The sequence below is a fragment of the Actinoallomurus soli genome (assembly GCF_024055715.1).
In the GTDB taxonomy this organism is placed as follows: domain Bacteria; phylum Actinomycetota; class Actinomycetes; order Streptosporangiales; family Streptosporangiaceae; genus Actinoallomurus; species Actinoallomurus soli.
Map to the genome: position 1 here is coordinate 41,458 of NZ_JAMXMV010000015.1, position 17,937 is coordinate 59,394.

The following is a 17,937-nucleotide window of genomic DNA, read 5'->3' on the forward strand; positions in this document are numbered from 1 at the left end:
GGCGATCGGCCCGGTGACGAAGACCGAGCGCCGGTGCGCCGTCGTCGCGGAGCTGCGGGCCGTGTCGCCGCCGGGCCCGGCGCCCCGCGTCGTACAGCGGGCCCGGCGCCCCGCGTCGCGCAGCAGGCGCTGCGCGGCGCGGGGCGCCCGCTGCACGCGGTGGCCGGGCGTCGACGCCGGTCGCCCCGACCACCATTACCCGGCCTGACAGAATCGGCAAGTGCAGCCTGCAAAGGACTCCCGCACACCGTTTCCCGCGCGCGCCCGATCCGCGCCGGGTCGGTTCTCGGCGGGCGGGCCGCCGCCCTAACCTCGACGTCATGGGCATCGAGGACGACATGGGCGAAGTCCCCCGAATCCCGAGGGCGGGAAACGCATCGAGAGGCCGTTCCTCGGGCTCGACGGAGTTCTCCACCGCCCTGCGAATGGCGATTCAAGAAAGCGGCCTCACGCTGGAAAGCCTGCGGAACCGGCTGCGGCAGCGGGGAATTCGTGTCAGCGCCGCCACTTTGAGCTACTGGCAGGGCGGGCGGAGCCGGCCACAGCGCCCCGACTCCATCGCCGCCGTCGGAGTGCTGGAGCAGATCCTGGAGCTGCCGGGCGGCGCCCTGACCGAGCTGCTGCGGCCGCGCCGGCGCCGCGGCCAGGCGGGAGGCGGCCCCCTGCACCCGGCACGGCTCTGGTCCGACCCGCGCCCCGTCCTCACGATGCTCGGCGGGCTCGACCGGTCGTCCGACCACCGGCTCGAATGGCTGAGCGTGCACGACGTCTACGAGGTCGACGCCGACCGGCGACCTCGGTCGCTGGCGGTACGCCAGGTGGTGCGGGCGTCGGGCGACGACGTGGACCGGGTCGTCGCCGTGCACCGCGCCGAGGCCGAGACGGATCCCCCGCCGGCGCTCGGCGACCTCCGCCACTGCCGCCGGGGCCGGGTACGCCACGAGATGGGGTTCGTCGCCATCGAGCTCTTCTTCGACCGGGTGCTGGCACGCGGCGACACGGCGGTCGTGGAATACGAACTCGGCTTTCCGGGAGACCGGCCGATCACCCGATTCTATGACCGCCGTTTCAGGCATCCGGTAAGGGAGTATCTGGCCATCGTCCGGTTCGACCGGCGAATGTTGCCGGCACGCTGCTACCGCTACGAACGCGACACCGTCGAGGTGCCACGGCGCCGTACCGCCGAGCTCTGGGTCGGATCGTCCGGCGGCGTCCACATCACGAAGAGCGGGATGGACGGCGGGATCATCGGACTGGAATGGGAATGGGAATGATCACAGGCCGCGTTAACTGATATTAACAGTGAATTCTGTACGCCATGAAAACGTTGACGGTCACTGGCCGCGACGACCACTATTCCTCCAGCGACCCCGCTCCACGGGAAGGACCGTGCCTCCCGACCGGATCACCCCGGACCTCGGTGCCCCGCCTGCCGAGGTCCGGGGTGATCGCCTTTGCCGGGGCCTTGCCAACCGGCGACGCGACTGAGATCTTTCATGGCGTACACAGCCCTGTCCGTACCTCGGTCAAGGCCAGGTCGGGGGTGGCCGTCCTCAACCGGAGGCACTCGAACCGTGCGGAGCGTGGTGGAGGATGATCTCCTCCAGGTGGTTCGGAGCGGTCCGTTCGACGTGGCGTTGCAGGCCGCCATCCAGGCTCGCGGTCTCACGCTGGAGACCCTCCAGCGGCGGCTGAGGGAGCGGCGCATCCACGTCAGCCTCTCCAGCCTCAGCTACTGGCAGCGTGGCCGGACCCGGCCGGAGCGCGCCGACTCGCTCCGGGCCGTACGCGGACTGGAGAGCATCCTCGAACTGCCGCGCAACTCCCTCATCACGCTGCTCAAACCGCCGGGCAACCGCCCGGCCGGGACATGGTCGCTGAACGAGATCTTCCCGACTCCCGGCGCCCTCGACCTGCTGGACGAGATCGGCGATCGGGTGGACGGCCGCATCACCTGCCTGAGCCTGCACGACCGTTACGTCCTCGGCCCGGACCGGGACCTCCGGTCGGTGCAGACCCGCGCGGTGCTCCAGGCGCAGCAGCCGGGAGTGGACCGCTGGATCTGCCTCTACCACAACGAACACGGCGTGCTGCCCACACGGAAGGACGCGAGCCGCTGCAGGGTCGGCCGGGTCCGCACGGACGAGGCGAGCGCGCTGGTGGCCACGGAGCTCCTGTTCGACCGGCCGCTGGCACGCGGCGAGACGTACCTGATCGAGTACGGCTTCGGCTTCACCCCGCCGGGACCGCCCGACACCGAGGAGGGCCGGGGCTTCCGGTACCCCCAGCACGAGTACCTCCTGGAGATCGAGTTCGATCCGTCGGCGATCCCGGCCCGCTGCTACCGGACGTGGCGTCCGGACGCCACCGCCCGGACGGCGGAGGAGACCGACCTGCGGCTGTCCAGCTCCCACACGGTCCACGTCATCGAGTTCGGACTGCAGGCCGGCGGATACCTCGGGATCGGCTGGGAGTGGGACTAGGGAGCATCCGGTGGATCTCCCTCACCGGGCGCCCCTGACGCACCCGTGGATGTGACCTTCCGCGACTTTGCCGACACTTTCCGTCGTCCGTGACGGGTGTTACAGTTCGCAGTGCTCTGAACACCCTTAGTATTCCCCGGCGGTGACGTGCCGTCGGCGTGTCCGACCCACGCGGAGGTCCTGGCATGGAACGCGCGATACTCCTGGCCGTCGACGAGCGGCCCGACGCCGACTCGGCGATCGCCGAACAGCTGCGCCGCCTCTGCGCGGCGATGGACGAGCACGGGCTGCGGGTGCGCTGGACCCACCGCAGCGCCGACGCCCTGGCGGTGATCCGCTCGGACGCGACGCTGACGGGACTGCTGGCCGGCTGGGGCGCTCCCGGCGCCGAGGAGATCATGAAGGCGGTGACCAAGCGGTTCAACCGCCTGCCGGTCTTCCTGCTGACCGCGGACCACGAGCCCCGCGACGTCCCCCTGTGGGTGTACGAGGTGATCCAGGGCTACGTCTTCCCCCTGGAGGACACCCCCGACTTCATCGCCGGGCGCATCGCGCACGCCGCCGAGGAGTACACCGAGCAGACGCTCCCGCCGTTCTTCGAGGCGCTGCGGCACCTGGAGGACCGCCACCGCTACTCCTGGCACACCCCGGCCCACGCCGGCGGCGTGGCGTTCCTCAAGTCACCGGTGGGCCGGGCGTTCTTCGACTACTACGGCGAGCGGCTGCTGCGCACCGACCTGTCGATCTCGGTCCCCGAGCTGGGTTCACCGCTGGAGCACACCGGCCCGATCGGCGACGCCGAGCGCAACGCCGCCCGGATCTTCGGCGCCGAGCGGACGTACTTCGTGATGAACGGCAACTCGACCGCCAACCGCATCGTCGGCCATCACGCGGTCGCGCGCGGCGAGCTGGCGCTGGTCGACCGCAACTGCCACAAGTCGATCCAGCACGCCCTCGCCATCAACGGCGCCCGGCCCGTCTACCTGGTCCCCGAGCGCAACGGGCTCGGCCTGGCCGGCCCGATCCCGGCCGGGACCCTGTCGGCGTCAGCGGTGCGCGACCGGCTGGGCGGCCATCCGTTCACCGCGGACGCGGCCGCGCCGGAGCCCACCTACGCGGTGGTCACCAACTCGACGTACGACGGCCTGTGCTACGACGCCGTACGCGTCGCGGAGCTGCTCGGCACGTCGGTCCCACGGGTGCACTTCGACGAGGCGTGGTTCGCCTACGCCCGCTTCAACCCGCTCTACGCGCGCCGGTACGGCATGGCCGTCGACGAGCGGTCCCTGCCGGGGCCGGAGCGGCCGACGGTGTTCGCCACCCAGTCCACGCACAAGCTGCTGGCGGCGCTGTCGCAGTCGTCGATGCTGCACGTGCGCCCGTCGCCCCGCGCCCCCGTCGACCACGACCGGTTCAACGAGACGTACCTGATGCACGCCAGCACCTCGCCGCTCTACCCGATGATCGCGTCGCTGGACGTGGCCGCCGCGATGATGGACGGGCCGTCCGGGCCGTTCCTCACCGGGGAGGCGATCGTCGAGGCGATCCGCTTCCGGCAGGCGATGGTGCGGCTCGCCGCCCGCATCCGGGAGGACGGCAGCCGCCCGGACTGGTTCTTCGGAGTGTGGCAGCCCTCGCAGGTGACCGATCCGCGCACGGGCGAGGCGGTGGCGTTCGAGGACGCCGAGGTGGAGCTGCTGGCCACCGATCCCGGCTGCTGGACGCTGCGGCCCGGCGCCGGCTGGCACGGGTTCGACGGCCTGGACGACGGGCACTGCATGCTCGACCCGATCAAGGTGACGATCACCTGTCCGGGCGCGGACGCCGCCGGCGGCACCACGGAGTGGGGCATCCCCGCCAAGATCGTGGCCGCCTACCTCGAGCGGCGCGGCATCGTCGTGGAGAAGACCGGTGACCACACGCTGCTGGTGCTGTTCTCGCTCGGCATCACGAAGGGCAAGTGGGGCACCCTGATCGACGCGCTCATCGACTTCAAGAACGCCTACGACGGCGACGTGCCCCTGGCGGAGGCACTGCCCGGCTTCGGCCCGTCCGGGGTGACGCTGCGCGCCCTCTGCGCCCAGGTCCACGGCAGGCTGCGTGATTCGAAGCTCGACGTCCTGCTCGACGAGGTCTTCACCGATCTGCCGGAGCCCGTCCTCACACCGGCCGACTGCTACCAGGCGCTGATCCGGTCGCGCACCGAGCGGGTGCCGCTGAGCGAGCTGGCGAACCGCGTCTCCGCCACGGTCGTCGTCGTGACCCCACCGGGCATCCCGATGCTGATGCCGGGCGAGTCGACCGGCCCCGACGACGGACCGGTCATGAGCTACCTGCGCGCCCTGGAGGCCTTCGACCGGACCTTCCCCTTCATCGACACCGACATCCACGGAGCACACCGCGACGACACCGGCCGCTACTGGATCGAGTGCGTGATCGACTAGGGCCCGGCCGACCGGATACGCCCGGGGCCCGGCCGACCGGACAGGCCCGGGGCCCGGGGGACCGGGTACGCCCCGGGCCGGCCCGCGTGACGACGTTTCGCGGGCCGGCCCGGGCTGCCGGTGCACCGTCGACAGGGTCGGACGTATTGTCCCCTTATGGGGAGTTCCTGCAGCGTGGCTGCCGGGGACCTGCGAGGCGCGCGCGATGGCCTGCGGTGACGAGATCGGCGCCGCCGAGCCACTGGACAGAGCGCTGGACGAGGAACTGGCCGCGGCGGTGCGCCGTACGGGCGCCGCGACCGGATGCGTCTTCCTGTACACCGACGGGAGACGGGAGCTGCGCCTGGTCGCGATCTGCGGCGTACCGGAGGCGCTGATCGCACCCTGGGTGCGCATGCCGATGTCCCGGTCCAATCCGATGTGCGACGCCGTACGGGAGGACCATCTCGTGTGGGTGGGCTGCCAGGGGGACATGGCCCGCCTGTATCCGAACGTCGCGGCGGCGTTCCCCTACCGGTACACCCTCGCCGCCCTGCCGCTGCGGGGCGCGCGCGGGCCCTGGGGTGCGCTGCTGCTGATGTGGCCCGCCGGTCATCCGGCGACCGCCGACCGCGGCGAGCGAGTCGGCATCGAGGCCGCTGCCCGGCGCATCGCCCGGTCGCTCGACCACGCGGACCGCCCGCCCGGCATCCCCGCCCGGCCGCGCGTCGTCTCGCTGCAGCCCGGCGAGCCGCGCCGTCCGCCGTACACGGCCGTCGACTTCGTCGAACGCCTGCCCGAAGGCGGCCTCACGCTCGACCTCGACGGCCGCATCACCTTCGTCACCACCACCGCCGCGGAACTGCTCGGCCGTGCCGCGGAGGACCTGCTGGGCACCCGGCCGTGGGAGTCGCTGCCCTGGTTGGACAACCCGGTGGCCGAGGACCGGTACCGCACCGCGGTGATCAGCCGGGAGCCGGTGCGCTACACCGTCCTGCGGCCGCCGGACGTGTGGCTGGACATCAAGCTGTACCCGGACGCCAGCGGGATCAGCCTCCGTGTGATCCGGAGCGACACGGGCGGGAGCCGGCGATCCGACTGCCGAACGATGGCCGCCGGTCCGGCCGCCCCCTGGGCCGACACCGATCGCATCGGGCGGCTCTACGAACTGGTGCACCTGGCCGCCGCGCTGACCGAGGCCGTCGGCGTACGCGACGTCGTGGACCTGGTCGCCGACCAGGTCCTGCCCGCGTTCGGCGCGCAGGGCCTATGGCTCTCCGCCGCCGAGGGCGGGCGCTTCAAGGTCATCGGCCACCGCGGATATCCGCTCAGCGCCGTCGAGCGCTTCGACGGCGTGTCGGTGGAGGTCATCGACAACCCCGCCGCCCTCGTCGTCGCCAGCGGCATCCCCCACTTCTTCGCCTCTCCCGAAGAGATCTCCGTCATCTATCCCGAGGGTCCCAGCATCGGCGGCAAGAAGGCCTGGGCGTTCCTGCCGCTGATCGTCTCCGGTCGGCCCGTCGGCTGCTGCATCATCTCCTACGACGAGCCGCACACCTTCAACGCCGACGAACGCGCGATCCTCACCTCCCTCGCCGGCCTGATCGCCCAGGCCCTGGACCGTGCCCGCCTCTACGACGCCAAGAAGGACCTCGCTCACGGTCTGCAGCAGGCCCTCCTGCCGCACAGCCTGCCCCGGCTGGCCGGGCTCGACGTCGCCGCCCGCTACCTGCCCGCGACCCACGGCATGGAGATCGGCGGGGACTTCTACGACGTGGTCCGCCTCGACGACACGACCGCAGCCGCCGTCATCGGCGACGTGCAGGGACACAACGTCAACGCGGCGGCCCTGATGGGCCAGGTCCGCACCGCGGTCCACGCCTACGCCGCCGCGGGAGCGTCACCGGACGAGGTGCTCGCGCACGCCGACCGGATCCTCACCGATCTCGGAACCGATCTGTTCGTCTCCTGCCTCTACGCCCAGCTCGACCTCGCCGGCGACGAGATCGCCCTGGCCAGCGCCGGCCACCCGCGACCGCTCCTGTGCTGCCGTCCCGGAGAACCCCCGACCGCCCGCCCACTCGAGATCGAGCCCGGCCCGCTGCTCGGCATCGGGGATGCGGCCGATTTTCCGGTGACCATGGTGCCTCTGCTCCACGGAACGACCCTCGTCCTCTACACGGACGGTCTGGTCGAGGTACCCGGTGTCGACATCGACCAGACCACCGACGCGCTGGCACGGCGGCTCTCCGAGTCCGCGGGCCTCCCGCTGGGCGCCCTGATCGACGAGCTCATCAGCACGAGACCGACGAGCCGGCACACCGACGACATCGCCGTCCTCGCCCTGCGGAGGACATGACGCTCCTCATCGGGTCCGGCTCTGGTCCGGCGCTCATGATCAGGCTCACGGGCCGGGCGTCCGCGTCGGCCCCAGACGGCTGTCGGCCGTGACGGTTAGACTCCCCCGCCATGTCAGCACCCCCCACGCCGCTCGACCTGGCATACGCCCTCCTGCGGGAGGGCCGGCCGGCCGACGCCGAACAACTCATGGTGAGAGAGCTCCAGGCCGTGGAGCGACGGCACGGGCGCGGCAGCCCCGAGTGGGCGTCCGCGCAGTGCGATCTCGGCAACCTCCTGTTCGGCTGCGACCGCCCGGACCGGGCGATCGAATGCTTCCGCAGCGCGTGCGAGGGGCCGGCGCCCGACGACCCCGACGCGTACAAGGAGCGTCTCACCTACCGCCTCAACCTCGGCACCGCGCTGCTGATGACCGGCCGGCTCGACGAGGCCGACGCCGAGCTGCGGCGCAATCTGGAGGAACGGCTGGCCTTCTACGGCCGCCCGCACCCCGGCTACGCCTTCGGTCTCGAACCGCTGGCCGACGTTCTCCTCCGGCGCGGGGCCGTCCACGAGGCGCGCGAGGCGATCGAGGAGGCGATCGGCAACTTCTGGCGTAACGGCCACGAACGGGTCGCCACCGCGCTGGCGCTCCGGGCGGAGATCGTGACGGCCGAGGGCGGGCACGACCCCCTCTTCCCCGGGCTGGACCAGCTGCCCGACGAGGTCGTCGAAGACCTGGCGACGACCGTGCTGAACCGCACCGGCGCGGCGCGGCCCGACGACGCGGCCAAGGCCGTGCTCACCGGCCTGACCACCGTGCTGGAGGTCCGGCTGGGTCCCGACCACCAGGCCACGCTCAACGCGCTCTCCCATCTGGCGAATCTGGGTCGCCATCTCGGCGACGGGCCCGGGCGCGTCACGGCGATCCACAAGGTCCTCTCCTCGTACGACCGCCAGGGCAGGGCGGAGGACGCCCTCATGGCGGCGCTCGGCCTGGCGATGGCGCAGAGCGACGCGGGCGACCCGGCCGGGGCGCTGCGCACGTACGCGCAGGCACGCACCCGCGCCGACGCCCTGGGCCGTCCGGAGCTCAGCAGCCAGGTGCTGCGGAACTGGGGCCTGGCGCTGGCGGAGGCGGATCGCCCCGCCGAGGCGGAGGAACGCCTGCGCGAGGCCGTGGCGGCCGCCGAGCTCGGGCACGACTACGAGATGCTCGGCCGCGCGCGGATCGCGCTCGGACTGTTCCTGCAGCATGGGGAGCGGTTCGCCGAGGCGGGTCAGGTGGTCGAGGCGGGCCTGGCCACGCTGGACGTCGCGCATCCGGACGCCATCGTCGGCCGCAGCCACCTCACGGCGATCACGGAGGGTCGTTCGTGCGGGTGCGGGGACATCCAGGGCACGATCGCCGACGCGTTCCGCGACTTCGTCGTGGGCAGGCTGCCGCAGGGTCTCCTCGACGGACTCGACGTGACCGCGAAGGACGGGGAGTTCGCCGTCAGCGTCCGGCTGCGCCGCGAACCCACCGACGACGAGATCGCGCACATGAACCGGGTGATCGAGAGCGCCAACGCCGAGTTCCGTAAGCGCCTGGCGGCCGCCGGATAGCCCCGGACGGCCGGGGAATGATGGATCGGTGGACATCGACCTGTCGGGCCGCCGGGCCCTCGTCTCCGGATCCAGCCAGGGCATCGGGCTGGCGATCGCCACGGAACTCGCCCGCGCGGGTGCCGCCGTCGTCGTGAACGGACGCGGAGACGACAAGACCCGGCATGCCGCCCGATCCATCACCGACCGGCTGCCGGACGCGGACGTCACCGCCGTCGCCGCCGACCTGGCGACGGCGGACGGCGCCGCCGAGCTCCACGCCCGGGTGCCCGACGTGGACATCCTCGTGAACAACCTCGGCATCTTCGGCGCCCGGCCCGTCCTGGAGATCGACGACGACGAGTGGCGCCGGTACTTCGAGGTCAACGTCCTGTCGGCCGTCCGCCTCACTCGCACGTACCTGCCCGGCATGATGGAGCGCCGCTGGGGCCGCGTGCTCAACATCGCCAGTGACTCGGCGGTCGTCATCCCCGCCGAGATGGTGCACTACGGGATGACCAAGACGGCGCTGCTGGCGGTCACCCGAGGCTTCGCGAAGGCGGCCGCGGGCACCGGCGTCACGGTCAACTCGGTCATCGTCGGTCCCACCCACACCCCGGGCGTCGAGACCTTCGTCGGCGAGCTCGTCGGCGAGGACGTGCCGTGGGACGAGGCCGAACGCCGCTTCATGCGCGAGCACCGGCCGGGCTCCCTCATCCAGCGGCTCATCGAGCCCACCGAGATCGGCAACGTGATCGTCTATCTGAGCTCGGAGTTCTCCTCGGCGACGACCGGCGGCGCCGTCCGCGCCGACGGCGGATACGTCGACTCGATCCTCCCCTGACCCCCGGCCCAGGCAGCACCTGCCGGTAGACGCCGAGAACGCGCGGGCCGTCGGCGAACACGCCGACGCGGTCGCCGCGGCCCTCGTGCTCGGCCGGCGCGAAGGAACTGGCCGCTCGCTGGCGGATTCGTACAGCGGGCGAGATCTTCCCTCCGACCGTACGGAACGCGTCCGGTCTGCAGCCCGCGTACCGGATCGGAATCGCCCAGCCCGCCGCCTGCACGGAGGCGCTCGACGCGCAGGTCGCCCGGGCGTTCATCGCGCAGGGCTGCCGCGTCGTCCTCCGGGCGACGTACACCGACGCGACCCGCACACTCCTCACGACGGTCGGGGCGGTGGTCATGCCGGACGAGGACAAGGCCGAGACCGCGATCGAGGCGTTGTCCTCAGGCGGCCACGGACGATACGCGCTTCGGGTGGTGTCGTTCCCGGACACCGTGGCGGCCGACTGGGACGACGCCCGGCGGCAGTTCACGGCCTACCGGTCCGGCCCCACGCCTTACGTCACCGTGCAGGTCAGCGGATGGGTCGACGGGAGGACGATGCCCGAGACCGCCGACAAGGAGCGGTTCAGGTTCGCCGACACCGTTCTGGATCACCTGTCGGATGTCTTCGTCCAGGCGGACGACCCGTGCAAGGCGCGGGATGTCCGATGCTGACCGGCCACCGGATGAGCCGGCGGAGCCGCCGGCTCATCGGACTCACGCTGGCGAGCCTGGTCCTCGCGGCCGCGAGCGCGCCGCGGCCGGCCCACGCGGACCCGGACGATCTGCAGATACGCCTCATGGCCGAGACGCTGCTGGCCCAGGACATCACCAAAGGCCACGGTGTCACCGTGGCGGTGCTGAGTACGGGGGTCGATCCGCACACGCACCCGAGGTCCGGCACGCTCCGGCCGGGAACGGACCTCGTCGGCCTGCCGCATCCGAAACGGCTCGAGGGCACGCTGATCGCCTCGTTCCTCGGCGGCAGCCGCCTGTCGTCGGATCTGCCCGGGCTGGCCCCCGCCGTCGACATCCTGCCCGTCCGGATAGCACCGGATGACGGCGAGCACGGGGCGGACGACTGGTGGGGCGGCGGCCGCGTCTGTGACACCCTCGCGCGGGGCATCCGGTATGCCGCCGACCACGGCGCCGGCGTGGTGCTCGTCAGCGCCGGCTGCTGGGGTTACGACTATGAGCAGAAGCAGATGGAGGCGGCGCTGGACCGGGCCTGGAGCAGGAACGTCGTGGTGGTGGCCCCGAACGAGCCGGTCGGCGATGGGAATGCGCCGCCGTTGCCGGCCGCCGTACCGGGCGTCATCGGTGTCGGCACGCTCGCGAAGGACGGCACCCGGTGGCCGAAGTACTCCCTCAAGAGCAGTGTCACCCTGGTGTCCGCGCCCGGCGTGCGGACTCCCGGCGTCGGGCCGGGAGGGCAGCCCGGGTGGGCGTTCTGGGGAGTTCCACCCGCCGTGGCGTGGGTGGCGGCCACCGCCGCGCTGGTGCGATCGGAGTTCCCGCGTCTAACGCCGGCCCAGGTGGCCCAGGTGATGGCGGTCTCCGCTCACCACCCGAAGAACGGATACAACCCCGATATCGGATTCGGTGTCGTCAACCCTCTGCAGGCGCTCATCGCGGCCAAGAAAATCGAAGGGCGGCCGGTCCCCCTGACCGCGCCCGGGGTCCGCGACGGCGCACACTTCGGCCGCCCGGGGACGATCGGCGCCGTACGGCACGATCCCGCCCTGCTGGCCGGTCTCGGCGGTCTCATCCTGGTGAGCGTCGGCGCGCTCGTCGCCGCCGTGGTCCGGTTGCGCGGCGGCCGTCGTACCGGCGAGGCCGGAGCGTCTTATCCCTGGACCTCCGCGACCTGATACAGCCGGATATCCGCCGATATAAGGGGTTACGACTATTTGTTTTTCCGGCTTTGACAAGTCTTGTTGCGTCGATCCTCCGGACTTAAGATCAGGCCGACCTGATCCGGGACAGAGACGTCCCGCCAGAGGAAGGCCCCGCCATGCCGTTCCGTATCCTCGCCCCCGCCCTCATCGGTGCCGGCACACTCGCTCTCTCCGTCGCCGCGATCCCCGCCGCCGACGCGTCGGCCGCGACCGCTCCCCAGCGCGCCGCCCTGGCCACGACCACCCTGTACTACGACGACAGCCAGGCCGCGGAGTTCAAGAGCGCCGTGGTCGCCGGCGCGCAGGTGTGGAACTCCAACGTCCACAACGTCCGGCTGGTCGAGGCCACCCCCGGCACGACCGCCCAGATCCGGGTCATCGCCTTCGACGGATGGCCGCAGTCGACGCTCGGTCCGGTACGGCCCGGCGGGCGCGGCACGGTCTACTTCGGCCGCGAGGCGGTCGACGAGGGGTACAACACGACGCGCATCGCCGCTCATGAGCTCGGCCACATCCTCGGGCTTCCGGACGCGAAGCCCGGCCCGTGCTCGTCCCTCATGTCGGGTTCGACCGGTGGCGTCTCGTGCACCAACGCCACGCCGAACGCCTCGGAGCGCGCCGCCGTCGAGACGAACTACGGCGGCTCGGCGGTCACCGCGGCGCAGCCCTTCGCGGGCGGGCCCGTGACGGACGCCCCGTGACCGCCTGACCGCCCGCGCGGCGATCACCGTGGCCGAGGTGGCGGGTGGTCCGGGACGCCCGGAGCACCCGCCACCTCGGTCAGCGTCACCACGCTTCATGAAATACTCTTCGGTAAACGACGCTCCGCCATCCCGCACCCCGACCTCGAATCGAGGAACTCCGCACCGTGTTCACCCGCCAGGACGACGAGCAGGCCCCGGCCGCCCCGGGCCCCGCAGGACGGGCAGCCGGAAGCGGAGTGTCCCGCCAGCCCATGAGCATCCTCGTCGTCGAGGACGACCCGGGCGACCAGATGCTGATCCAGGAGGCGTTCTGCGACTCCGACGACGGCCCGCCGCCCCGGCTGGCGATCGTCGAGGACGGCCAGGAGGCGCTCGACTTCCTGCACCGGCGGGGTGAGCACACCGGCGCGTCCCGGCCGGACCTCGTCCTGCTCGATCTGAACCTCCCGAAGTACAGCGGACGCGCGGTGCTGGAGTCGATCAAGACCGACGGGGAGCTGCGGTCGATCCCGGTGGTGATCTTCACGACGTCCGCCAGCTCCGACGACGTCGCCGCGACCTATCTCCTGCACGCCAACGCGTACGTCACCAAACCCGTCGACCTCGACGGCTTCACCAGCACCGTTCAGCAGATCAACAGCTTCTTCACCCGGACCGCGCGCCTGCCGGACCCATCAGCCGCCGCCTGAGCGGACCGAACATGTTCGCTACCGTTGGCGCATGACAGGTCGATCCACGGCACCGCGCAGCCGGCGGGAACGGCCGGCCAAGCCGGCCCTGACCCGGGACGGCATCGTCGCCACCGCGGTGGAGATCCTCCAGGCCGAGGGCCTGCGGCGCGTCACGATGCGACGCCTGGCCCAGGAGCTCGACACCGGGCCGGCGTCGCTGTACGTCTACGTCCGCGACACCGCGGAGCTGCACGCCGCGATCCTCGACCGGCTCCTCGGAGCCGTGGACCTCGGGCCGGTCCACGCCGCGGGCGACTGGCGTGAGCGCCTTGAGGCGGTGCTCACCTCCTACCTGACCGTGCTGTTCGAGCACCCCGGCCTCGCCCAGGCCGCGCTGGTGGCCCGGCCCCACGGAGAGCACTACGTGAACCTCACCGAGGCGCTGCTCGCCCTGCTCGACGAGGGCGGCGTTCCGTCCGGCCAGGCGGCGTGGGGCGTGGACCTGCTCCTGCAGTACGCCACGGCGACCGCGGCCGAGCACGCGCCGCGCGCCGGAGGCGACGTCGCCGAGTCCGAGGAGGACTGGGACGCCCTGCGCGACGCCGTGCGCGGCGCCTCGCCCGCCGCTCGTCCCCATCTCGCCGCCGTCGCCGACGATCTGCTCGCCGGTGCGCCCGAGGCCCGGGTGTCCTGGGGATTCCGCACCTTGATCAACGGGATCGCCCAGACTCCCCGGCCCTGATCGAGCCCCCCGCAGGAGGTTCGCGGCGACGGGTCAGCGCGCCCCGGCGAACAGGTCGAGCACGCCGTGCGGGGCGTCCGCGCGGAAGGACAGGTCGAGGCTCGCCACCGATCCGGCGGCGGCGGTCTCGGCGCGCGGGAACATCGCCCGCTCGTAGGCGGCCAGCGCGGCCTCGGTGTCGCCGGCGTGCGCGGCCAGGGCCTCGCCGAGCTCGGCGCCGTCGAGGAGGGCGATGTTCGCGCCTTCGCCGGCGAACGGCGGCATCAGGTGCGCGGCGTCGCCGAGCAGGGTCACGCCGGGAACGCGCTCCCAGCGATGGCCGACCGGCAGGGTGTGGAGCGGTCGCGGGACCAGCGCACCGTCGGCGTCGGCGATCAGCGCACGCAGCCTCTCGTCCCAGCCGGCGAAGTGCTCCAGCAGGGCCTCCTTGGCGGCTTCGGCGTCGGAGAAGTCGATCGCCGCGAGGGTGCCGGCCGGGGCCCGCAGCGCGATGTAGACGTGCAGGCTCCCCTCGGGCTCGCGGTGCGTCAGGAAGCCCCTTGCCGGGCCGAGCGCCTGGGCGAAGCCGCCACCGAGGAGGGCGGCGTGCCCGGGGTGGCGGGCGTCGGCGTCGCGCAGATCGGCCTCGACGAGGGACACGCCCGCGTACGCCGGGACGGCGTCGGAGACGAGGGGGCGGATCCGCGACCAGGCGCCGTCCGCGCCGACCAGCAGGTCGGTGGTGAAGCGGGAGCCGTCGGCGAGGGTGACCTCGTGCCGGCCGTCGCCCAGCGGGCGGGCCCCGGTGACCTTGGCGCCCCAGCGGACCGTGTCCGGCGGCAGGGAGCCGAGCAGGAGGTCGCGCAGGCTGCCGCGTTCGACCTCGGGGCGGCCGCCGGTGCCGTCGTCGTCCTCGCTCAGGTGGACGACGGCGTCCTTGTCGAGGACGCGCAGGGCCTCACCGCCGCGATGGACGATCGTACGGAACTCCTCATAGAGGCCGGCGGCCCGCAGGGCGGCCTGCCCGGAGTCCTCGTGGATGTCGAGCATGCCGCCCTGCGTCCGCACGGCCGGCGACGCCTCCGCCTCGTGGACCGTCGCGGGGATGCCGTGGACGTGGAGCACGCGCGCGAGGACGAGGCCGCCGAGGCCCGCGCCGATGATCGCGATCGGGTGATGCCGGGTCATGGAGGGCTCCTTCGGGAGGACGGTTGCCGCTCCACAGGCTAACGAACATGTTCGTAACGAACAAGTTCGTCACACTCCGGCGGCCCCCGTCCGGCAGGGGCGCGAGCCGGCGACGAGGCACTCGCTCGGCCGCAAGCTTTGCGCATCTGACCAGATATCTACGCAGGTCAGACAAACCTCACCTTCGCGGCTGGGCACGGCAAATGGTGCGGACATGTCTCGGCACGGAGGAGGCGTGCCGGATGTTGATCACGGCACTGGTGGCACCTGTGAGCATTCCGATCGCGGCCCTGCTCCTGGTCCTGGGACTGGCCAAGCTGGAGCGGGTACTCGTCGACGAGGGCGACCGGCCCCTACCGGAGACCGACCGGCCGGAGACGCGGACCGAGAGCGCCGACGCCGCGTCGGCCTGACCTGACCGGCCGGACACCCGGCGAGTCGGCGGAGACGTCGGCTAGGGTCGCGCTGACGCCGTACCGCGATGCCAGGGAAGGACCGGCGCGCCATGGAGATCTGGATCAACCCACGCTGTTCGAAGTGCAGGTCGGCGATCTCGCTTCTGGACGCCGAGGGGGCGGACTACACGGTACGGCGCTACCTGGAGGAGCCTCCCACGCGGCAGGAGCTCGAGGAGGTCCTGGGCCGGCTCGGTCTCGAACCATGGGACATCGCCCGTACCGGTGAGGCCGTCGCCCGCGAGCTGGACCTGGCGTCCTGGGAACGGGAGCCCGCCGCCCGCGACCGGTGGCTCGACGCCCTGGTCGCGCACCCGATCCTGATCCAGCGGCCGATCATCACCGCCGACGACGGCACGACGGTGATCGGCCGCACCCCCGAGTCCGTCAGGTCGGTCCTGGGCTGAACCGGCCGTGGGCCCGCACCACCGCGGACGGGCCCACGGAGGATCCGGGTCAGAAGTGGATGAAGTTCCCGACGCTGCTCGCGCTGATCGTCCGGGTGTCGTAGTTGTGCGCGCTGAGGTAGTTGTACTCCTCGACCAGGATCGTTCCGTCGCTGTTGACCCGGGCGACGTAGGCGACGTGCCCGTACGTGCCGGTGTTCCACTGCGCGACGGCCCCGACCTTGGCGGTGTGGTCGACCCTGACCCCGGCGGCCGAGGCGGCGTTGTCCCAGTTGATGGCGTTGCCCCAGTGGACGCCCCCGTAGGAGTTGGTGAAGTCGACGCCGAGCCGCTGACGGACCCGCCACGCGGCGAACGAGACGCACTCCCGCTTGTAGAAGAGCCACGGGTCCGCTTCGCTCCACGAGTCGGACTTGTAGGGGTAGTCGTCGGTGACCGTCTGGATGCAGGGCGGTGCGACGGTGCCGTCCGAACCGGTGTAGACGTAGGCGTCCGCGACATAGCCGGCCGGACTGGTGATCTTGTCCCAGACGCTGCTGGTGCCGTACGTGCCGGTGACCGTCGTTCCGCGCGTCTGGCACGTGATGGTGACGCTGTTCCCATCGGGCACGCTGCCGGTCGCCGTGTAGCCGGTGCCCGCGCCGGAGCGCACGGTGAGTGCGACACCGCTGGTGTTGACCGTGCCGGTCGCCGCACTCGCGGCCGGCACGCCCACCAGCATGACCCCGGCCACGGTCGCCGCGACCGTCAGCCCGCCTCTCCTGATCCACGCCATGCCCGACCCCTTTCTGACGGAAGATCCGATCAGACGGTAAGTGATCAACTGACACGCTGGAATCGGCGAATGTGACAAATTAACGGACTCCGGCTGGCAACCCGATGCCCCGGAGGAGACGGGGGCTCAGCCGGCGGTGAAGTGGACACCGGAGAACCCGGCGCGCCACGCGGTCACCTCGGCCGCGACCGTCTCCGGCTCGGTGTCCGGGTCGAGGCCACGCGCGATGAACGACGCCAGCACCGGCATGTCCGCCTCCGTCATGCCGAGCCGCACGATCTCGGGAGTGCCGACGCGCAGACCGTTCACGTCCCCGTCGACGGGCGCCGTCGGCAGGCCGATGCCGCAGGCCAGGAGGTTGGCCCGGCGCAGCCGGCGCGCGGCCCGCTGCCCGCCGCCGTACCGGTGGGCGAGGACCGCGAACTGGTGCGACCGGGTCGCGCCCCGGTCGGCGGCGAAGACCGGCACGCCCAGGGCCGTGAGCTCCCCGGCGAGGCGGGCGGCGGCCGCGGCCATCGTCTCGGCGTAGGCCCGCCCGGCGGCCTTCCAGTCGAGCATGGTCACGGCCAGCGCGGCGGTCCGCCCGGCGTCGAAGTTCGCGGTCAGCCCCGGGTAGGCGATCGCGTCGAGGCGTTCGGCGAGCTCGGGGTCGTCGGTGACGATCAGGCCGCCCGCCGGGCCGCCCAGACTCTTGTACGTGCTCATGGTGATCAGGTGCGCCCCCTCGGCGAGGGGCTGGGGCCACACCCGCCCGGCGACCATGCCGCAGAGGTGGGCGGCGTCGAAGAGCAGGCGCGCGCCGACGGAGTCCGCGACCTCCCGGATGGCGGCGACGGGGTGCGGGAACAGGTTCAGGCTGCCGCCGATCGTGATCAGCGCCGGGCGCGTCTCCTCGGCCAGCGCGCGCAGCGCGGCGACGTCCACCGTGTAGCCGTCGGCGGCCACGGGCGCCGGCACCGTGGTGAGCCCGTACAGCCCCGCCGCGCCCGGACCATGGTGGGTGACGTGGCCGCCGATGTCGGCCGGCGGCGCGATGATCGTGTCGCCGGGACGGCAGATCGCCATGAAGGCGTAGAGGTTGGCCAGCGCGCCCGAGCCGACCCGGACCTCGGCGTACCGCGCGCCGAACACCTCGGCCGCGAGCTCGGCGGCGATGATCTCGATCTGCTCGATGGCCTCCAGACCCGTCTCGTACTTGTCCCCCGGGTAGCCCAGCGAGGCCCGTGAGCCGAGCCCGGCCGCCAGCATCGCCTCGGCCCGCGGGTTCATGACGTTGGTGGCGGGATTGAGATTGATCGATTCGACGTCGTGGATGCGGTGGTTCTCGGCGACGAGCCCGTCGAGGGCGGCCAGCACGGCGGGGACGGGCCGGCTCGCGACCGACTCCGATACCTCCCGCACGCGCTCTTCGCTCGGTGCCGGGACCCAGGGGCGGGAGGCGAGGGAACGTGCCATCGGGC

General features: G+C 72.1%; 17 protein-coding genes. 14 read left to right on the forward strand and 3 right to left on the reverse strand.

Annotated features, from left to right (window positions below):
• Positions 1 to 13: 13 nt before the first annotated feature.
• The 12 genes from NDW01_RS30180 to NDW01_RS30235 all read left to right on the forward strand — a co-directional run bounded on the left by NDW01_RS30180 (position 14) and on the right by NDW01_RS30235 (position 13,673).
• Positions 14 to 208, forward strand: a complete 195-nt coding sequence (locus NDW01_RS30180; RefSeq protein WP_252827721.1) for a hypothetical protein — start codon at positions 14 to 16, stop codon at positions 206 to 208.
• A 217-nt stretch (positions 209 to 425) separates the two neighbouring features.
• On the forward strand, positions 426 to 1,274 hold the full coding sequence (locus tag NDW01_RS30185; RefSeq protein WP_252827722.1) for a hypothetical protein: 849 nt from the start codon (positions 426 to 428) through the stop codon (positions 1,272 to 1,274).
• 309 nt (positions 1,275 to 1,583) lie between these two features.
• A complete protein-coding gene (locus tag NDW01_RS30190) occupies positions 1,584 to 2,483 on the forward strand; it encodes a hypothetical protein (RefSeq protein ID WP_252827723.1) in 900 nt (299 codons plus the stop codon).
• Between the two features lie 185 nt (positions 2,484 to 2,668).
• A complete protein-coding gene (locus NDW01_RS30195; RefSeq protein WP_252827724.1) occupies positions 2,669 to 4,927 on the forward strand; it encodes an Orn/Lys/Arg family decarboxylase in 2,259 nt (752 codons plus the stop codon).
• Positions 4,928 to 5,132: 205 nt separating this feature from the next.
• Positions 5,133 to 7,265 carry a SpoIIE family protein phosphatase gene (locus NDW01_RS30200; RefSeq protein ID WP_252827725.1) on the forward strand — a complete coding sequence of 711 codons (2,133 nt, stop codon included), beginning with the start codon at positions 5,133 to 5,135 and terminating at the stop codon, positions 7,263 to 7,265.
• A 110-nt stretch (positions 7,266 to 7,375) separates the two neighbouring features.
• Complete coding sequence (locus NDW01_RS30205; RefSeq protein WP_252827726.1) at positions 7,376 to 8,851, forward strand: tetratricopeptide repeat protein; 1,476 nt, start codon at positions 7,376 to 7,378, stop codon at positions 8,849 to 8,851.
• A gap of 28 nt (positions 8,852 to 8,879) precedes the next feature.
• Entirely contained in the window at positions 8,880 to 9,674 is a 795-nt protein-coding gene (locus NDW01_RS30210) for an SDR family NAD(P)-dependent oxidoreductase (RefSeq protein ID WP_252827727.1), read from the forward strand.
• A gap of 335 nt (positions 9,675 to 10,009) precedes the next feature.
• Positions 10,010 to 10,333 (forward strand): hypothetical protein, encoded by a 324-nt coding sequence (locus NDW01_RS30215; protein ID WP_252827728.1) that lies wholly within the window; start codon positions 10,010 to 10,012, stop codon positions 10,331 to 10,333.
• Entirely contained in the window at positions 10,327 to 11,529 is a 1,203-nt protein-coding gene (locus NDW01_RS30220) for a S8 family serine peptidase (protein ID WP_252827729.1), read from the forward strand. Before NDW01_RS30215 ends, NDW01_RS30220 begins: the two co-directional genes overlap by 7 nt.
• Before the next feature lie 143 nt (positions 11,530 to 11,672).
• Positions 11,673 to 12,257 carry a snapalysin family zinc-dependent metalloprotease gene (locus NDW01_RS30225; RefSeq protein ID WP_252827730.1) on the forward strand — a complete coding sequence of 195 codons (585 nt, stop codon included), beginning with the start codon at positions 11,673 to 11,675 and terminating at the stop codon, positions 12,255 to 12,257.
• A 254-nt stretch (positions 12,258 to 12,511) separates the two neighbouring features.
• Complete coding sequence (locus NDW01_RS30230; RefSeq protein WP_252827731.1) at positions 12,512 to 12,949, forward strand: response regulator; 438 nt, start codon at positions 12,512 to 12,514, stop codon at positions 12,947 to 12,949.
• Between the two features lie 31 nt (positions 12,950 to 12,980).
• Entirely contained in the window at positions 12,981 to 13,673 is a 693-nt protein-coding gene (locus NDW01_RS30235; RefSeq protein ID WP_252827732.1) for a TetR/AcrR family transcriptional regulator, read from the forward strand.
• Positions 13,674 to 13,706: 33 nt separating this feature from the next.
• Here the strand turns inward: NDW01_RS30235 and NDW01_RS30240 are convergent, their stop codons facing one another.
• A complete protein-coding gene (locus NDW01_RS30240) occupies positions 13,707 to 14,840 on the reverse strand; it encodes an FAD-dependent oxidoreductase (protein ID WP_252827733.1) in 1,134 nt (377 codons plus the stop codon).
• Between the two features lie 242 nt (positions 14,841 to 15,082).
• Here NDW01_RS30240 and NDW01_RS30245 point away from each other — a divergent pair, with 242 nt between their 5' ends.
• Together NDW01_RS30245 and NDW01_RS30250 are read left to right on the forward strand one after the other, a co-directional pair.
• A complete protein-coding gene (locus NDW01_RS30245; RefSeq protein WP_252827734.1) occupies positions 15,083 to 15,253 on the forward strand; it encodes a hypothetical protein in 171 nt (56 codons plus the stop codon).
• Between the two features lie 92 nt (positions 15,254 to 15,345).
• Positions 15,346 to 15,702 carry an arsenate reductase family protein gene (locus NDW01_RS30250; protein ID WP_252827735.1) on the forward strand — a complete coding sequence of 119 codons (357 nt, stop codon included), beginning with the start codon at positions 15,346 to 15,348 and terminating at the stop codon, positions 15,700 to 15,702.
• 49 nt (positions 15,703 to 15,751) lie between these two features.
• Here NDW01_RS30250 and NDW01_RS30255 read toward each other — a convergent pair whose 3' ends face one another.
• Together NDW01_RS30255 and NDW01_RS30260 are read right to left on the reverse strand one after the other, a co-directional pair.
• On the reverse strand, positions 15,752 to 16,477 hold the full coding sequence (locus tag NDW01_RS30255; protein ID WP_252827736.1) for a CHAP domain-containing protein: 726 nt from the start codon (positions 16,475 to 16,477) through the stop codon (positions 15,752 to 15,754).
• Between the two features lie 126 nt (positions 16,478 to 16,603).
• Positions 16,604 to 17,932, reverse strand: a complete 1,329-nt coding sequence (locus NDW01_RS30260; RefSeq protein WP_252827737.1) for a serine hydroxymethyltransferase — start codon at positions 17,930 to 17,932, stop codon at positions 16,604 to 16,606.
• Positions 17,933 to 17,937: the final 5 nt, after the last annotated feature.

Bases quoted from the DNA above. Each gene is read 5' to 3' on its own strand.
- NDW01_RS30185 (WP_252827722.1), top strand. From the start codon at position 426: ATGGCGATTCAAGAAAGCGGCCTCACGCTGGAAAGCCTGCGGAACCGG.
- NDW01_RS30195 (WP_252827724.1), top strand. From the start codon at position 2,669: ATGGAACGCGCGATACTCCTGGCCGTCGACGAGCGGCCCGACGCCGAC.
- NDW01_RS30200 (WP_252827725.1), top strand. From the start codon at position 5,133: ATGGCCTGCGGTGACGAGATCGGCGCCGCCGAGCCACTGGACAGAGCG.
- NDW01_RS30205 (WP_252827726.1), top strand. From the start codon at position 7,376: ATGTCAGCACCCCCCACGCCGCTCGACCTGGCATACGCCCTCCTGCGG.
- NDW01_RS30220 (WP_252827729.1), top strand. From the start codon at position 10,327: ATGCTGACCGGCCACCGGATGAGCCGGCGGAGCCGCCGGCTCATCGGA.
- NDW01_RS30225 (WP_252827730.1), top strand. From the start codon at position 11,673: ATGCCGTTCCGTATCCTCGCCCCCGCCCTCATCGGTGCCGGCACACTC.
- NDW01_RS30230 (WP_252827731.1), top strand. From the start codon at position 12,512: ATGAGCATCCTCGTCGTCGAGGACGACCCGGGCGACCAGATGCTGATC.
- NDW01_RS30235 (WP_252827732.1), top strand. From the start codon at position 12,981: ATGACAGGTCGATCCACGGCACCGCGCAGCCGGCGGGAACGGCCGGCC.
- NDW01_RS30240 (WP_252827733.1), bottom strand. From the start codon at position 14,840: ATGACCCGGCATCACCCGATCGCGATCATCGGCGCGGGCCTCGGCGGC.
- NDW01_RS30245 (WP_252827734.1), top strand. From the start codon at position 15,083: ATGTTGATCACGGCACTGGTGGCACCTGTGAGCATTCCGATCGCGGCC.
- NDW01_RS30250 (WP_252827735.1), top strand. From the start codon at position 15,346: ATGGAGATCTGGATCAACCCACGCTGTTCGAAGTGCAGGTCGGCGATC.
- NDW01_RS30255 (WP_252827736.1), bottom strand. From the start codon at position 16,477: ATGGCGTGGATCAGGAGAGGCGGGCTGACGGTCGCGGCGACCGTGGCC.
- NDW01_RS30260 (WP_252827737.1), bottom strand. From the start codon at position 17,932: ATGGCACGTTCCCTCGCCTCCCGCCCCTGGGTCCCGGCACCGAGCGAA.